The sequence below is a fragment of the Kitasatospora sp. NPDC088264 genome, from assembly GCF_040685715.1.
In the GTDB taxonomy this organism is placed as follows: Bacteria; Actinomycetota; Actinomycetes; order Streptomycetales; family Streptomycetaceae; genus Kitasatospora.
This window is the reverse complement of sequence record NZ_JBFBIR010000004.1, coordinates 36,471-52,926: the sequence shown is the minus strand read 5'-3', so window position 1 is coordinate 52,926 and position 16,456 is coordinate 36,471. Positions and strand designations below refer to the sequence as shown.

At 73.5% G+C, this 16,456-nt stretch carries 13 protein-coding genes; 9 read left to right on the top strand and 4 right to left on the bottom strand.

Translation table 11 applies throughout. From position 1 onward, the window contains the following. Nucleotides 1-5: 5 nt before the first annotated feature. Nucleotides 6-263, bottom strand: a complete 258-nt coding sequence (locus AB0O82_RS05180) for a hypothetical protein (RefSeq protein WP_363580368.1) — start codon at nt 261-263, stop codon at nt 6-8. On the opposite strand from AB0O82_RS05180, the gene AB0O82_RS05175 reads away from it, so the two are divergent. Continuing rightward, complete coding sequence (locus AB0O82_RS05175; RefSeq protein WP_363580366.1) at nt 262-3,927, top strand: beta-N-acetylglucosaminidase domain-containing protein; 3,666 nt, start codon at nt 262-264, stop codon at nt 3,925-3,927. The two genes, AB0O82_RS05180 and AB0O82_RS05175, sit on opposite strands and share 2 nt — an antisense overlap. Nucleotides 3,928-4,039: 112 nt before the next feature. On the opposite strand, the gene AB0O82_RS05170 is transcribed toward AB0O82_RS05175, so the two are convergent. Further along, nucleotides 4,040-4,684, bottom strand: coding sequence for an HNH endonuclease (locus tag AB0O82_RS05170; protein WP_363580364.1), 645 nt, complete (start codon nt 4,682-4,684; stop codon nt 4,040-4,042). Between the two features lie 436 nt (nt 4,685-5,120). Here AB0O82_RS05170 and AB0O82_RS05165 point away from each other — a divergent pair, with 436 nt between their 5' ends. From AB0O82_RS05165 to AB0O82_RS05130, 8 genes are all read left to right on the top strand, one after another. Continuing rightward, complete coding sequence (locus AB0O82_RS05165; protein WP_363580362.1) at nt 5,121-6,302, top strand: mechanosensitive ion channel family protein; 1,182 nt, start codon at nt 5,121-5,123, stop codon at nt 6,300-6,302. A gap of 232 nt (nt 6,303-6,534) precedes the next feature. Then, nucleotides 6,535-7,725, top strand: coding sequence for an ROK family transcriptional regulator (locus AB0O82_RS05160; RefSeq protein ID WP_363580360.1), 1,191 nt, complete (start codon nt 6,535-6,537; stop codon nt 7,723-7,725). Nucleotides 7,726-7,890: 165 nt separating this feature from the next. Next, nucleotides 7,891-9,246, top strand: coding sequence for an ABC transporter substrate-binding protein (locus AB0O82_RS05155; protein WP_363580358.1), 1,356 nt, complete (start codon nt 7,891-7,893; stop codon nt 9,244-9,246). 23 nt (nt 9,247-9,269) lie between these two features. Continuing rightward, the gene (locus AB0O82_RS05150; protein ID WP_363580356.1) at nt 9,270-10,268 is read left to right on the top strand and encodes a sugar ABC transporter permease; all 999 of its coding nucleotides are present in this window, start codon (nt 9,270-9,272) and stop codon (nt 10,266-10,268) included. A 41-nt stretch (nt 10,269-10,309) separates the two neighbouring features. Continuing rightward, complete coding sequence (locus AB0O82_RS05145) at nt 10,310-11,218, top strand: carbohydrate ABC transporter permease (protein ID WP_363580354.1); 909 nt, start codon at nt 10,310-10,312, stop codon at nt 11,216-11,218. Then, nucleotides 11,218-12,507: a 6-phospho-beta-glucosidase gene (locus AB0O82_RS05140; RefSeq protein WP_363580352.1), complete on the top strand. Its 1,290-nt coding sequence runs from the start codon at nt 11,218-11,220 to the stop codon at nt 12,505-12,507. The genes AB0O82_RS05145 and AB0O82_RS05140 overlap by 1 nt, the downstream gene beginning before the upstream one ends. Before the next feature lie 153 nt (nt 12,508-12,660). Further along, nucleotides 12,661-13,680 carry a BadF/BadG/BcrA/BcrD ATPase family protein gene (locus AB0O82_RS05135; RefSeq protein ID WP_363580350.1) on the top strand — a complete coding sequence of 340 codons (1,020 nt, stop codon included), beginning with the start codon at nt 12,661-12,663 and terminating at the stop codon, nt 13,678-13,680. A gap of 130 nt (nt 13,681-13,810) precedes the next feature. Continuing rightward, nucleotides 13,811-14,389, top strand: a complete 579-nt coding sequence (locus AB0O82_RS05130) for a hypothetical protein (protein WP_363580348.1) — start codon at nt 13,811-13,813, stop codon at nt 14,387-14,389. A gap of 198 nt (nt 14,390-14,587) precedes the next feature. Here the strand turns inward: AB0O82_RS05130 and AB0O82_RS05125 are convergent, their stop codons facing one another. Further along, on the bottom strand, nt 14,588-15,250 hold the full coding sequence (locus AB0O82_RS05125; RefSeq protein WP_363580346.1) for a response regulator transcription factor: 663 nt from the start codon (nt 15,248-15,250) through the stop codon (nt 14,588-14,590). After that, complete coding sequence (locus AB0O82_RS05120) at nt 15,247-16,422, bottom strand: histidine kinase (protein ID WP_363580344.1); 1,176 nt, start codon at nt 16,420-16,422, stop codon at nt 15,247-15,249. Before AB0O82_RS05120 ends, AB0O82_RS05125 begins: the two co-directional genes overlap by 4 nt. Nucleotides 16,423-16,456: the final 34 nt, after the last annotated feature.

Genomic DNA, 16,456 nt, shown 5'->3' with positions numbered 1-16,456 from the left:
TGCCGTCAACTGGCGCCCAGGACGGCGGACCGGCTGATCGCCGGTCTCAAGGGGACGGAACCGCTGCTGGCGTCGGGGCGGGCGGAGCGGGCCCGGCGGGCGGCGGGGCGGCCGGGGCGGCGGACGCTGCAGATCGCGGCGGGGGTCGCGGCGGCGGCGGTGGTCGGCGGGTTGCTGGCCGGGCCGGTGCCGTCGGCGGCGTACGCGGCGTCGGCGGGGCCGGACGTGGTGAGCAGCGCACCGCAGACGCCGCTGGGGAGCATGACGAACCCGCAGGTGTTCCCGCGTCCGCAGGAGCAGACGGTGGCCGGCAAGCCGGTCGCGGTGCCGGCCGTGGTGACGCTGGTGCCGGCGCCGGACGCGGACCTCGGGGCGTTGGACGCCGTCCGGGAGGTGCTGGAGATCGCCGGGGCGACGACCGTGACCCCGCAGCCGGACGCCGACGCGCCGGCCGCCGGGTCGCTGGTGGTGTACGTCGGCGGACCGGCCGAGGCCGCCGACGGCGGGACGGACCGGACGCTGCGCGCGCTGTCCGCCGCGGCCGGCGGCAAGGACGGCGCCGCCCCCTCGACCGCGGGCATGCCGGCCGGCGGGTACGTGCTGTCGGTCGGTCAGCTGCCGGCCCAGGGCGGCGGGACGTACGGCGCGGTGGTGCTGGCGGGCGCGGACGCGGCGGGCACCTTCTACGCCGTGCAGAGCCTGCGCCAGCTGCTCGCCGCCGTCCCGGCCGGGCAGGGGCAGGCGCCGGGCGCCGCCGGGCTGGGCCTGCCCGGGATCACGCTGCGGGACTGGCCGAGCGGCGCGCCGGTGCGCGGCACCGCGGAGGCGTTCTACGGCAGCCCGTGGACCGCGCAGCAGCGGCTCGACCAGGTGGACTTCCTCGGCCGCTCCAAGCAGAACTTCTACCTCTACGCTCCCGGTGACGACCCGTTCCGGCTCTCCCGCTGGCGCGACGCCTACCCCGCCGCCCAGGCCGACGAGCTGCGCGAACTGGGCGCCGCGGCCCGGCGCAACCACGTCACGCTCGGCTACGCGATCGACCCGGGGCAGTCCCTCTGCTTCAGCTCCGGCAAGGACGTGAACGCGCTGGTGGCCAAGCTGGACGGGCTGCGCAAGCTCGGCTTCACCGCCTTCCAGCTCCAGTTCCTGGACGTCAGCTACGACGAGTGGCACTGCGGCGACGACCGCGACACCTACGGCACCGGCCCGGCCGCGGCCGCCAAGGCGCAGGCCGCGCTGGTGACCAAGGTGCGGGACAGGCTGATCGCGCGCAACCCGGGCCTGGCGCCGCTGTCCGTGGTGCCCACCGAGTACCACAAGCAGGGCGTCACGCCGTACCGCAAGGCGCTGGCCGCGGCGCTGCCGGACGGCGTGCAGGTGGCCTGGAGCGGGGGCGGGGTGATCCCGGAGAAGATCACCGGCGCCCAGGCCGCCGAGACCGGCGACCTGTACGGCCACCCGCTGGTCACCATGGACAACTACCCGGTCAACGACGCCAGCCCGGACCGGCTCTTCCTCGGCGCCTACACCGGGCGCGAACCGGAGGTGGCCACCCGCTCGGCGGTGATGCTCACCGGTGCCATGCAGCAGCCGATGGCCTCCCGGATCGCCCTCGCCACGGCCGGCGACTTCGCCTGGAACCCGGCCGGCTACCGGCCGGAGGACTCCTGGCAGGCCGCGGTGCGCTCGCTCGCCGGCCCGACCGGGGCCGGCAGCACGCCCGCCGGCACCGCCCTGTCCGCGGTCACCGCGCTGGCCGGCAACAGCTCCTCCTCGCCGCTGTCCCAGCAGGAGTCCGACTACCTGACGCCGCTGCTCGACCGGTTCTGGGCCGCCGCCGAGCCCACCTCGGGCACCGCGTCGGACCTCGCCAAGCTGATAGAGGCCGCCGCGCCCCTGCGGGACGCCTTCGCCGCGATGGCCACCGCCCAGCAGACCCTCGCCGGCACCCAGGCCACCGCCCAGCTCGCCGCCGAGGCCGCGCCCTGGCTCGCCCCGCTGCACGACTACGGGCTGGCCGGGCAGTCCGCGCTGGACATGCTGCTGGCCCAGCACGGCGGCGACGGCGCGGCCGCCTGGAAGGCCCGGGTGGAGCTCAACCGGCTGCGCGAGCAGCTCGCGCAGAGCCCGGCCACGATCGGCGCGGGCGTGCTCGACCCGTTCCTGGAGCGGGCCGTCGGGGCCGCCGACAACTGGGCCGGGGTGGCCGGCGGCGGGATCACCCCGACCACCACCATGGGCACCGCGCACGACCACCTGCCCGCGCTGATGACCGACGGCGTAGCCGACACGTTCTACTGGAGCTCCGCTCCCCCGCAGCCCGGCGACGCGGTCGGCGTCGACCTCGGCGGCGGGCGCCCGGTCGGCGCCGTCACCGTGCTGATGGGCTCCTGGGGCAACGGGCCGGACGGCCGGAGCGCGGTCGACGACTACCTCCACGACGGCGTGCTGGAGTACAGCACCGGCGAGGGCGGCTGGAAGCAGCTCGCCGTGGTCAAGAACCAGAAGTCGGTCAGCGCCAAGCTGCCGGCCGGCTCGGTGGTGCGGGCCGTGCGGCTGCGGGCCACCGCCGCCCAGAAGACCGCCGTCGCGGTGCGCGAGTTCACCGTCACCGCGCCCGACGACGCCCCCGCCAGCGTCACCGGCGGCCCCGCCGCGCTGCCCGGCTCCTCGGCGTCCGCGGTGCTGGACGGCAATCCGGACACCGCGTACCGGGCCGCCAAGCCGCCCACCGCGCAGGACGAGCCGCTCACCGTCGAACTGGGCGCCGCCCGCCCGCTCGACCGGCTCACCGTGCTCACCGACCCGGGCGTGCACGCCACCGCCACCGTCTCGGTGCGCCGCTCGGACGGCGGCTGGACGGACATCGGCACCGTGCAGCCCGGCTACAACGAGCTGCCGGCCGGCGGGCAGGCCGCCGACGCGTTCCGGCTGGCCTGGAAGCCGGGCGGCGACCCGCCGGTGGTCAACCAGGTGATCCCCTGGTACGCGGACGTCCCGGCGGCCCGGCTCAGCCTGTCCGACCCGACCCTGGACGTGGTGGCCGGCGCCGCCGCGCCCGCCCAGACCCGGGCCACCGTCGAGGCCGGCCGCCCCGAGGGGACCAGCGGCGAGCTGCACACCGAGGTGCCGGCCGCGGCCAAGGGCCTGACCGTGACCCCGGCGGCCGGGGTGACCGTGCCGCGCGGCGGCCGCATCGGCGTGCCGCTGCTGGTCAGCGCCGCTCCCGGGACGCCGTTCGGGACGTACCAGGTACCGGTGCAGTTCGCGGCCGGCGCCACCACCGTGAAGCAGGTGCTCCAGGTGCGTGTGGTGCCGCCGACCAGCGGTCCGGACCTGGCACTCGGCGCGAAGGCCACCTCCTCGGGCGACGAGACGCCGAACTTCCCCGCCTCGGCGGTCACCGACGGTGACCCGAAGACCCGCTGGTCCTCCCCCGCCAAGGACGACGCCTGGGTGCAGCTGGAACTTCCGCAGGCGACCCACCTGGGCGCGGCGGTGCTGCACTGGCAGGCCGCGTACGCCGCCGCCTACAGGCTCCAGGTCTCGGCGGACGGCACCACCTGGACCGACGCGGCGACGGTGGACAACGGCAAGGGCGGCGACGAGACCGTGCGCTTCGACGCTCCGGACGCCCGGTTCCTCCGGGTGCAGGGCGTGGCCCGGGCCAACAAGTACGGCTACTCGCTGTGGGGCGTCGAGCTGTACGCCGTCACCCCGCCGCCCCCGTCGCAGCCGCCGGCCGTCCCCCCGGCCCAGCCGGGCGGCGGCGCCACCACCGCGCCCACGGCCCCGACCACGGCCCCGACCGCTCCGAGCACCCCGGCCACGCCCCCGGCGAGCGGGACTCCGGGCGGGACGACAGGCGGGACGACGGGCGGGACGACGGGCGGGACGACGGGCGGGACACCGCCGCCGAAGCAGTAGCCGCCGCCTCCCCCACCGGACAACGCGGCGGGCCGCCGTGCTCCCCGGTGGGGGGCGCGGCGGCCCATGAGGCGTACCGACGGTATGACGGGCTGGCCCTTGTGGAGCGGGGTCAGGCGGAGAGCGGTTCGGGCTGCTCACCGCGGCGGACGGGGGCGGAGTGGGCCGAGTGCGCCCGGCCGAGCGGGACGGGGAGGCCCTGCTCGGTATGGTCGTGGTGCTCGTACTCGCCCCACTGCGGGGCGCGCAGCTGGTCGGAGCCGCCGTACGGCTCCAGGTAGGGACGCCAGCGCGGGTCCTTGATGCCGGTGCCGATGATCCGCCAGGCGAGGCCGCTGGGCGGGGCCGGTGGCCGCTTCATCCGCCAGCCGAGTTCGGTGAGGTGGCGGTCGGCCTTGGTGTGGTTGCAGCGGCGGCAGGCCGCCACCACGTTGTCCCACCGGTGCTGGCCGCCCCGGCTGCGCGGGATGACGTGGTCGACGCTGGTGGCGGCGGCCCCGCAGTAGACGCAGCGGCCGTGGTCACGGGCGAACAGCGCCCGGCGGGTGAGCGGGACGGGCCCGCAGAACGGGACCCGGACGAAGCGGGTCAGGCGGACGACGGACGGCGCCGGGAGGGCGCTGGTGGCGCTGTGCAGAGTGACTTCCGAGTCCTCCAGGCTGACCGCCTTGTGGTTGAGGACCAGGATGAGTGCGCGGCGCATCGATACGACGCCGAGTGGCTCGTAGGACGCGTTGAGGACCAGGACGTGCGGCACGGATGCCTCCTTGGACGCCTGCGGCGCGTGGCTCGCGCCGGGACGAGCGGTTGGATCGCACAACTGGTGCGCGATCTCCCCCAGTGTCGCCTTACGCCTTTGTACGGCGCCACCACTCCTGTGTAACGGACCTGGTGTGAACTTCGGGTGTGGCCTCTGTCATAGCCGGTATGCCCTGGGGAAGGTCGGGTTGCACCCGGGTGCCCTCGGGGTGCCGCCCGTGGCCCTCCCGGGGGAGCGCTCGGCCGGTCGGAGCAGCGGTCGACCCCGTCGTCCGGGGGAGCGCACCGGTGCGCTGACGGGGCGTTCGTGTTGCTCCGTACGCCCTTCGGCGTGTCCGGTCGGGTGTTCGGCGCCGGTTAGGCTGAGGCGGACGGTCCGCGGGCCGCGTGCCGCGGCGCGGGCCCGCCACGCCCCCTTGCAGGAAGGCCCGCACGTGTTCCGCTCCGGCGCCACCGGTATCGCCGACGCGTCCTCGACGCTCTCCACTCCGACACCGGCGCCCAGCCCGACCGCGCCGCAACTGCCGCAGCTGGACCTGAGAATCCCGACCAGCGCGCAGGAGGTCAGCGACACCACCAAGCAGGCCGCCAGCTGGTTCGACACGCACTGGCAGGGCTGGCTGGCCGGCGGGGTGCGGATCGTCTTCATCGTGCTGCTGGCACTGGTGCTGCGCGCCGTGGTGCGCAAGCTGATCACCCAGCTGATCACGCGGATGGCGCGCTCGCACGACCACCACGAGGAGAGCCGGCTCGGCGGGCTGCTGGCCAACACCGGGGTGGTGAACCCGGAGCGGCGCCAGCAGCGGTCGGAGGCGATCGGCTCGGTGCTGCGCAGCGTGGCGTCGTTCTCCATCCTGGGCACGGCCGCGCTGATGGTGCTGTCCGCGCTGGGCGTGAACCTGGCGCCGCTGCTGGCCAGCGCCGGTGTGGCCGGTGTGGCGATCGGTTTCGGCGCCCGCAACCTGGTGACGGACTTCCTCTCCGGGGTCTTCATGATCATGGAGGACCAGTACGGCGTCGGCGACGAGATCGACACCGGGGTGGCCGCCGGCACGGTGCTGGAGGTCGGCCTGCGGGTGACCAAGCTGCGCGGGGCCAACGGCGAGATCTGGTACATCCGCAACGGCGAGGTGAAGCGGATCGCCAACATGAGCCAGGGCTGGTCGACCGCCTCGGTGGACGTGCAGGTCGGGTACAAGGAGGACCTGCTGCGGGTCGAGGACCTGATCCAGGAGACGGCCGAGGCGCTGTCCAAGGAGTCGCCGTACGACGAGCTGGTCTGGGCGCCGGTGTCCGTCCTGGGCGTGGAGTCGGTCGCGGCGGACTCGGTGATGGTGCGGATCGAGGCGCGGACCGCGCCGGGCAAGGCGCCGGCGGTGTCCCGGGCGCTGCGCCAGCGCCTGAAGACGGCCTTCGACCAGGCCGGGATCAAGGTCAAGGAGGAGGCCGCGCCGGTGGCCGCCGCGGCGACGGCGGCCCCCGCCACCGGGGTGGTGATCTCCCCCGCGACCGAGCCGGCACCGCCGTCCGCGCTGTCCGACCCGACCTCGCCCCGGTACCGGGCGACCGAGCCGATACCGGCGCCGAGGCCGACCGACGACCTCGCCAAGCCGTAGGGCCCCAGGCCCGGCAGCACGAAGCCCCGTTCCCAAGACCCTTGGGAACGGGGCTTCGTGCTGCCCGGTAACGCTTCGGCATCCTCCGGGCCACGGACCATTGACACCCCGCTGACGGGGCCCGTACGGTCCTTCCCAAGCGACTGGAAACTTTCCTAACAGTTCGGCTCCCCGAACCGGCGGGTTCACCCTCGTCGCTCCCCCCACCAGCCGGAAGAGGAGGATTTCGCGCGTGACCAAGACCACCGCCAAGGCCCCCCTCGCCGGCACCCCCAGCCTGCTGCGCGCCATCAACGACCGCGCCGCCCTCGAACTGCTGCTGGAGAACGGCCCGCTCTCCCGCACCCAGATCGGCACCCTGACCGGCCTCTCCAAGCCCACCGCCTCCCAGCTGCTGGCCCGTCTGGAGGCGGCCGGACTGGTCCTGCCGGTCGGCACCACCGCCGGCGGCCCCGGCCCCAACGCGCAGCTGTACGAGGTGAATCCGGCCGCCGGCCACGTCGCCGGGCTGGACGTCACCAACAGCGAGATCAGAGTCGCCGTCGCCGACATCACCGGCTCCACGCTGGCCGAGCACGCCGTGCCGACCAAGGGCGTGCCGGCCGCCGAGACCGTCGCCAAGGTCGCCGCCGCCGTCGCCGAGACCGTCCGTGCCGCGGGACTGGCCGCGGGCAGCCTGCGCACCGCCGCGATCGGCGTCGGCGGCGCCCCCGACCCGGTCACCGGCAAGCTGCGCTACGCCTCCCACCTGCCCGGCTGGCACTCGCCGCGGCTGGTCGAGGAGCTGTCCGAGGCGATCGGCGCGCCCGTGTCGATCGAGAACGACGTGAACCTCGCCGCCGTCGCCGAACAGGCCTCCGGCGCGGCGCGGGGCTCCGAGGACTTCGTCCTGCTCTGGGCCGGTGCGGGCACCGGCGCCGCGATCGTCATCGCCGGCCGGCTGCACCGCGGCTTCACCGGCGGCGCCGGGGAGGTCGGCTACATGCCGGTGCCCGGCTCACCGGTCGCGCGGGACGTGCGCCGCCGCAAGTTCGGCGGGTTCCAGGAGCTGGTCGGCACACCCGCCGTCCGGACCCTGGCCCGCGAACACGGGCTCGGCGCGCCCACCGCCGAGGAGTCGATCGCCAAGGCCCTGGAGACCCCGGGCGCCGGCGACGCCTTCCTCGTCGAACTGGCCGGCCGGCTCGCCGTCGGACTGGCCGCGATCGTCGCCGTCGTCGACCCCCAACTGGTGGTCCTCTCCGGCGCGGTGCCCACCGCGGGCGGCGAACGCCTGCGCGCCCTCGTCGAGGACGAACTGGCCAGGCTCTCCATCGCCCGGCCCGAGGTCCGCAGCAGTGCCCTGCCCGGCTCGCCCGTCCTGCTCGGCGCCCTGCAACGCGCGCTGGCGGACGCCCGCGAGGCGGTCTTCTCCACCCACTGACAGCCACCCACTGACAGCCGCCCACCGACGCTCACAGACGCCCACCCACCGACGCTCCCCGGTCGCCCGTCACCCCGCACGCACCCTGCACCCACCTCTCCCAACCCCCGAACGCGGGCCCCGAGGCAATGACGCCTGCCCGCGCACCCCCAGGAGGACCTCGAAGTGCACTCCACCACCTCCCGCAGAGGCCGTCGCACGATCGCCGCCGTCACCGGCACCGCCGTCCTGGCCCTGCTCGCCACCGCCTGCACCGGCAGCAGCGAGAGCAGCGGCAGCGACGACGCGGCCAGCGGCAAGGACGTCACCATCACCTTCTGGCACGGCTGGAGCCAGGACAACGAGGTGAAGGCGATCAACGACAACATCGCCGCCTTCGAGAAGGCCCACCCCAACATCCACGTCAAGGCCGTGGACAACATCGCGGACGACAAGGTCAACCAGGCCCTGCGGGCCGGCGGCGACGACGCGCCGGACGTGGTCTCCTCCTTCACCACCAACAACGTCGGCATGTTCTGTTCGACCAAGGCGTTCACCGACCTCAAGCCGCTGCTGCAGAAGAGCGGCATCGACCCGGTCAAGACCTTCCCGGCCGCGATGCTCAACTACACGCAGTTCCAGGGCAACCAGTGCTCGCTGCCGCTGCTCGGCGACGCCTACGGCCTCTACTACAACAAGAAGGCCTTCGCCGATGCGGGCATCGCCAACCCGCCGAAGACCTTCAGCGAGTTCGCCGAGGACGCCAAGAGGCTGACCCTCGCGGACGGCGACGGCTACAAGCAGCTCGGCTTCATGCCGCTGTACCACGGCTACGAGTCGACCACCGAGCACTTCCTGGGCCAGTACGGCCCGACCTACTTCGGCGCCGACGGCAAGTCGAACATCGCCACCGACCCGAAGGTCGCCGCGATGCTCAAGTGGCAGAAGGGCATGGTCGACCAGCTCGGCGGCTACACCAAGCTGGAGAAGTACCGCGCCACCTTCGGCGAGGAGTTCAGCGCCAAGAACCCCTTCCTCACCGGCCAGGTCGCGATGGCCATCGACGGCGAGTGGCGCACCGCCGCCCTCGCCGAGAACAAGCCCGACTTCGACTGGGCCACCGCCGCGTTCCCCGTCCCGGACGACCAGGCCGACACCTACGGCCGCGGCTACCAGACCGGCACCATCGTCGGCATCGCCAGCAGCAGCAAGAAGCAGGCCGCGGCCTGGGAGCTGGTCAAGTACCTGACCACCGACACCGACGCGGTGGTCAGCTTCGCCAACGCGATCCACAACGTGCCCAGCACCTTCGACGCGCTCAACTCGCCGAAGCTGACGAACGACCCGAACTTCAAGACCTTCATCGACGTCGCCAAGAACCAGCACTCGGGCACCACCCCGGCGGCCGTCAACGGCAGCGGCTACATCGCCTCCCTGCAGAACCTCGGCTACGACTACGAGTCCGGCAAGCAGCCCGATCTCGCGGCCGGCCTCGCGGCCACCGCCAAGGAGATCGACGCCGCCATCGCCCAGGCGAAGTAGCGGAAACGGTCCACGGAGCTCCCATGTCACTCGCGTTCGGCACCCGCAGGGGCACCGGATCGACCGACCCGGCGGCGCCCTCCACGCAGCACCTGCTGCGCCGGAAGCGCCGCCGGGAGGCGGCCCGCAACCTCGCCTTCCTCTCCCCCTGGCTGATCGGCTTCGGCGTCTTCTTCCTGTACCCGCTGATCTCCACCGTCTACTTCTCCTTCACCAAGTACAACGGCTTCGGCGCCCCCTCCTTCAGCGGCCTGAAGAACTGGGACTACGTCTTCAACGACCTCCCGGCGTTCTGGCAGGGCCTGCGCAACACCGTGTGGCTGGTCTTCATCATGGTGAGCCTGCGGGTCGCCTTCGGCCTCGGCATCGGCCTGCTCATCACCAAGGTCAAGACCGGCGTCGGCTTCTTCCGCACCGCGTTCTACCTGCCGTACCTGGCACCGCCGGTGGCCGCCACCGTCGCCTTCGCCTTCCTGCTCAACCCCGGCACGGGCCCGGTCAACCACTTCCTCGGTGAGATCGGCCTCCCGCAGCCCGGCTGGTTCGCCAGCGCCGACTGGTCCAAGCCCGCGCTCACCATGCTCGCCATGTGGGGCATCGGCGACCTGATGGTCATCTTCATGGCCTCGCTGCTCGACGTCCCCAAGGAACAGTACGAGGCCGCCGAACTGGACGGCGCCGGACCCTTCCAGCGGTTCCGGTACGTCACGCTGCCGAACATCTCGCCGATCATCATGTTCGCCGTGGTCACCGGCGTCATCCAGACCATGCAGTACTACACCCAGGCGATCGTCGCCGGGAAGGTCGCCGGCGGCATCGCGGGCAACTCCGGCCAGCAGTTCGAGCCCGGCTTCCCGCAGGGCTCCACCTGGACCCTGCCGCAGATGGTCTACAACCTCGGCTTCCAGCGCTTCAACTACGGCGCGGCGTGCGTCGTCGCCCTGGTGCTGTTCGCCATCTCGATGGCCGTCACCTCGCTCCTGCTCCGCCGCAAGTCCGGCTTCATGGCGAGCGACGACTAGTCCGTGTGCTGCTGACCCAGCGGACCGATGAGGACCCGATCATGACTCTCAGCTCCACACTCACCAAGGCGCCCGCCCCGGCCGGCACCTCCCGCGCCTCCGGCCCGGCCGCCCGGGCGGCCCGCCGCCGCGCGATGCTCAACTGGGTGGCCGTGCACTCGCTGGCCATCGCCGCCGCCCTGTTCTTCCTGCTGCCGTTCGTCTTCGCCTTCCTCACCTCGGTGATGACCGACCAGCAGGCGCTCACCACCGACTACTGGCCCACCTCCTGGCAATGGGGCAACTACGGCAAGGTCTGGGACACCCCCGGCTTCCTCACCTGGTGGCGCAACACCCTGCTCTACGCGGGCCTCGGCACCGTGCTGACCATCGTCTCCAGCCTGCCGGTCGCCTACGCGCTCGCCAAGTTCCGCTTCCGGGGCCGCAACCTGGCGCTGATGGCCGTCATCGCCATGATGATGCTCCCGCCGCAGGTCACCGTCATCCCGATGTACCTGTTCTGGGCCAAGCAGCTCGGCCTCGGCGGCTCGCTCTGGCCGCTCATCATCCCGATGGCCTTCGGCGACGCGTTCTCGATCTTCCTGCTGCGCCAGTTCCTGCTGACCATCCCCAAGGAGTACATCGAGGCCGCCCGGATCGACGGCTGCGGCGACCTGCGCACCCTGCTGAAGGTCGTGCTGCCGATGGCCAAGCCGGCCATCGCCGCCGTCGCCCTGTTCCAGTTCTTCTACTGCTGGAACGACTACTTCGGCCCGCAGATCTACGCCAGCAACAACCACGAGGCCTGGACGCTCTCGTACGGCCTGGAATCGTTCAAGGGCGCCCACCACACCAACTGGAACCTCACCATGGCCGCCACCCTCCTCGTGATGGCACCGGTGATCATCCTCTTCTTCTTCGCACAGAAGGCCTTCATCGAAGGCGTGACACTGACAGGGGTCAAGGGCTGATGTCCGCACTCAAGTTGGCAATCGTCGGCGGCGGTTCGACGTACACCCCGGAGCTGATCGACGGCTTCGCCCGGCTCCGCGACACCCTGCCGATCGGTGAGCTGGTGCTCATCGACCCGGCCGCCGACCGGCTGGAGCTGATCGGCGGGCTCGCCCGGCGGATCTTCGCCAAGCAGGGGCACGGTGCCGTCGTCACCACCACCGTCGACGTCGAGGCCGGTGTCGCCGACGCCGACGCCGTGCTGCTGCAACTGCGCGTCGGCGGGCAGGCCGCCCGCAACCGGGACGAGACCTGGCCGCTGGAGTGCGGCTGCGTCGGCCAGGAGACCACCGGCGCCGGCGGCCTCGCCAAGGCGCTGCGCACCGTCCCGGTCGTCCTCGACATCGCCGAGAAGGTCCGGCGCGCCAACCCGGACGCCTGGATCGTCGACTTCACCAACCCCGTCGGCATCGTCACCCGCGCGCTGCGCAACGCCGGCCACAAGGCCGTCGGCCTGTGCAACGTCGCCATCGGCTTCCAGCGCAAGTTCGCGACCCACCTCGGTGTCGACCCGGAGCTGGTCCGGCTCGACCACGTCGGCCTCAACCACCTCACCTGGGAGCGCGGCGTCACCCTGCTCGACGCCCCGGGATCGGCGACGGGCCGGGAGGTGCTGCCGGAGCTGCTCGCCGCGCACGGCAAGGCCATCGCCGAGGACCTGCACCTGCCGCAGCCCGTCATCGAGCGGCTCGGCGTCGTGCCGTCCTACTACCTGCGCTACTTCTACCAGCACGACGCCGTCGTCGAGGAACTCAGGGTGCAGGGCTCGCGGGCCGCCCAGGTCGCCGAGATCGAGCGGCAGCTGCTGGAGATGTACGCCGACCCGGCCCTCGACACCAAGCCGGAACTCCTCGGCCAGCGCGGCGGCGCGTTCTACTCCGAGGCGGCGGTCCAGCTGATCGCCGCGCTGCTCGGCACCGGCGGCGGGACGTCCGTGCAGGTCGTCAACGCGCCGAACAACGGCGTGCTGCCGTTCCTGCCCGACGACGCCGTCATCGAGGTCCCGGCCGAGGTCGACGCGAACGGCGTCCGGCCGCTCCCCCAGCGGGCCGTCGAGCCGCTGTACGCCGGCCTCATCGCCGCCGTCACCGCGTACGAGCACCTCGCCCTCGACGCCGCCCTGCACGGCGGCCGCGACCGGGTCTTCGACGCCCTGCTCGCCCACCCGCTGGTCGGTCAGCTCGAACTCGCCGACCAGCTCACCGATCGGCTGCTCGCCCACAACCGCGAGCACCTCGCCTGGGCCTGACGGCCCGGGACCCGGCTTCGCACCCGGGCCCCGTCCGGAAAGCAGCCCGGCCCGCGATATGAGGGTGTCGCGGGCCGGGCACTGCGAGGAGACCGATCACCCCCGGCCGGGGACCACGCCACGGCCGGGCCACGTACGAGCCGCGGGGACCTGATGACCCACCAGCCCGAACCGATCCTGCCCGGCGTCCTCGCCATCGACGCCGGCAACTCCAAGACCGACGTCGCCCTGATCGGCGCCGACGGCACCGTCCACGGCACCGCCCGCGGCGGCGGCTTCGCACCCCAGAAGATCGGCGGCGCCGCCGCCGTCGCCGGCCTCGCCCCGCTCGTCGAGCAGGCCGCCGCCGCGGCCGGCCACCCCGCCTGGAGCGGCGTCCTCACCAGCCACGTCAGCGCCTGCCTGGCCAACGCCGACCTGCCCGTCGAGGAGGAGGCCCTGCGCGCCGCGCTGGAATCCCACCCCTGGGGCGCCAGCAACACCGTCGTCAACGACACCTTCGGCCTGCTGCGGGCCGGCACCGACGGCCCGCGCGGCGTCGCCGTCGTCTGCGGCGCCGGCATCAACTGCGTGGGCCTGCTGCCCGACGGCCGCACCGCCCGCTTCCCCGCCCTCGGCGAGCTCACCGGCGACTGGGGCGGCGGCGGGGGCCTGGCCGTCACCAGCATGTGGCACGCCGTCCGCCACGAGGACGGCCGCGGCGGCCCCACCGGGCTCTCCCGCGCCATCGCCGAGCACTTCGGCCTGCCCAGCGCCGGCGCCGTCGCCGAGGCCGTCCACCTCGGGCACCTGCCGACCAGCCGGCTGCACGAGATCGTCCGAGTGCTGTTCGCCGTCGCGGAGCAGGGCGACGAGGTCGCCCTGGGGCTGATCGACCGCCAGGCCGACGAGATCGTCCGGCTCGCCGTCGTCGCCCTGCGGCGGCTGGAACTGCTCGAAACGCGGACCCCGCTGGTGCTCGGCGGCGGCGTGATCTCCTCCCGGCAGCCGCTGCTGCTCGACAACCTGACCGCCCGTCTGGCCGAGGCCGCGCCGCTCGCCGAACCGCGGGTCGTCGTCGCGCCGCCCGTCCTGGGCGCGGCGCTGCTCGGACTCGACCACCTCGGGGCGGGCCCCGAGGCCCAGGCCCGGCTGCGCGAGGCGTACGAGGCGCAACGGCCCGTCGCCGCCTGACCGTTACGCCGCCCCTCAAGACTCCCGCCGCCGCCGGATCCGCACATCCGGCGGCGGCGGGAACCACAGCCCGTGCACCAGTCGTGTACCTGCGTGACGAGTTCCGCCGCTGTCCGGGGAGACTAGTGCCATGGCCGTGCCCCGAACCCTCCTCGCCGCGCTGCTCTGCTGCACCGCCGCAGCCGCCCTCGCCGCCTGCACTCCCGCCGACTCCGCGCCCACCGTCGCCGCCGCCTCCGCTGCGGCCGCCGCCGACGGGGCGTACGACGACGAGGACGACCTGCTGGACGACGACCTCGCCGACCCCGAGCCCAGCATGGACACCTCCCCCGTCCCCACCGCCGACTGCGCCACCCCGACCCCGACCGAACGCCCCGGACACACCGTCCTCGTGGTCCTCGCCACCGAGGACGGCGACGTCACCGCCCAGCCCGCCCGCTACTCCTGCGACGAGGCCCGCTACGAGGGGACGGGGACGCCGGCCCGCTACGGCTTCGCGACCGCCGGGGTCGAGGCCACGCTCGTCGACCGCCCGCACGGCGACCCGACCAGAACCGTCCGGCTGGAGGACGTGCTCGGGCACCTGGAGGACTGCCTGGCCGAGCACGAACCCGACGACGCGCCGTACGGGTGCTACGGCAACGTGTACGACGTGGTGCTGGACTCGCACGGGCGGATCATGCGGATCGGGGAGCTGGTCGAACCGTGATCCCGCCGTGGACCGGCTGGGCTCGGGACCGGGTCAGGATCGGCTCGGGACCGGCTCGGAACTGACTCAAGATCGGCTCAGGACCGGTTCGGGACCGGTTCAGGACCGGCTCGGGACCGGCTCAGGACCGGCTCGGGACCGGCTCAGGACCGGTTCAGGACCGGCTCGGGACCGGCTCAGGACCGGTTCAGGACCGGTTCAGGACGGGGCGACGAGGCCGAACTCGTAAGCCTGGATGACCAGGTGGACCCGGTCCCGGGCGTCCAGCTTGGTGAACAGCCGGGCCACGTGCGCCTTGGCGGTGGCCACGCTGATGGTCAGCTCCTCGGCGATCTCGCCGTTGGACAGCCCGCGGCCGACCAGCGTCAGCACCTCGCGCTCACGGTCGGTGATCCCGTCGACCGTCGCCCGGCCGGACCGGGCGGCGGCGGGCTGCGGGCGGGCGGCGAACTCGCCGATCAACCGGCGGGTAATGCTCGGCGCGATCAGGGCGTCCCCGGCGGCGACCACCCGGACGCCGTCGAGGATGGTCTCCAGGGCGAGGTCCTTGACCAGGAAGCCGGCCGCCCCGGCCCGCAGCGCGCCGTACACGTAGTCGTCGTCGTCGAAGGTGGTGAGGACGAGGACGTGGGTGGGCAGGTCGGGGTCGGCGGTGATCCGGCGGGTGGCCTCGATGCCGTCCATGCCGGGCATCCGGATGTCCATCACGGCGACGTCGGGGCGCAGCCGGCCGACCAGTTCCACCGCCTCGGCGCCGTTGCCGGCCTCGCCGACGACCTCCAGGTCCGGGGTGTCGGCGATGAGCACGCGCAGACCGGTGCGGATGAGCGGCTGGTCGTCGACCAGGACGACACGGATCACGGGGAGACCTCCACGGGGAGCGGCAGTCGGGCGGCGACCTGGAAGCCGCCCGCGGGGCGCGGGCCGGCGCTGAACTCGCCGTGCAGCAGGCCGACCCGCTCGCGCATGCCGGCGATGCCGTAACCGGAGCCGGCGGACGGCCCGGCAACTCCGGCGCCGAGGTCGACGACGGTGACGGCGACCTCCTCGGGGCCGTAGTCGACGGTGACCCGGCAGTCCCGGGTGCCGGAGTGCCTGACCACGTTGGTGACCGCCTCCTGCACGATGCGGTAGGCGGCGAGGTCCACCTCGGGCGGCAGCGGGCGGGGCTCGCCGAGGCGGGTGAGCGCGACCCGCACGCCCGCGCCGGCCGTCTGCTCGACCAGCCGGTCCAGCTCGCCCAGCCCCGGGGCGACCTCCATCGGCGCGGACTCCGGTTCGCCCTGGCGCAGCGCGCCGAGCATCCGGCGCAGCCCGGCCAGGGTCTCCCGGCTGGTCGCCTCGATGGCGTTCAGCGCGTTGCGGGTCTCGGCGGGCTGGGTGTCCATGACCCGGCTGCCCATCCCGGCCTGGATCGCGATGATGCCGATGCTGTGGGCGACCATGTCGTGCAACTCGCGGGCGATCCGCAGCCGTTCGGCGGTGATCGCCTGCTCGGTGGCGCGGCTGCGCAGGGCCTCGGCGTGCACGCGGTTCTGCCGGACGGTGTTGCCGACCAGCCAGGCGATCGCGGCGGTCGAGGCGAACGCGGCCTGGGCGACGAAGTCGGTGTGGTAGTCGTTCGCCACCCGCCAGACCGCCAGGACGGCCACCATGGCGACCGGCATCGCGGCGGCGCACAGCGACACGGCCCGGGTGCGGGTGGCCGTGCAGTAGCCGATCGCCACCTCGGCGAGCAGCAGTTGCACCACGGCCGTCTCCTGGATCCGCATGCCGATCGTGAAGACGCACGCCGCCAGCGGGATCGCCACCGCCAGCAGCGGCAGCCGGACCAGCAGCGACGCCATCAGGACCGTGACCACCGCGGTGACCAGCAACGGCATGTCCTCGAAGTTGCCGTTGTAGCGGAACAGGTGGGCCAGCTCGTCGCTCCGCTGGAAGCCTCGGAACGTGATGACGGCCACCCAGAACGCCGCCACCCAGACGCCCGGCGGCAGGCGCCTGAGCAGGGGCGGACGAGGGTTGGTGATCATCGCCCGATGGTAGCGGCGGCCCGTGCGGCGGCAC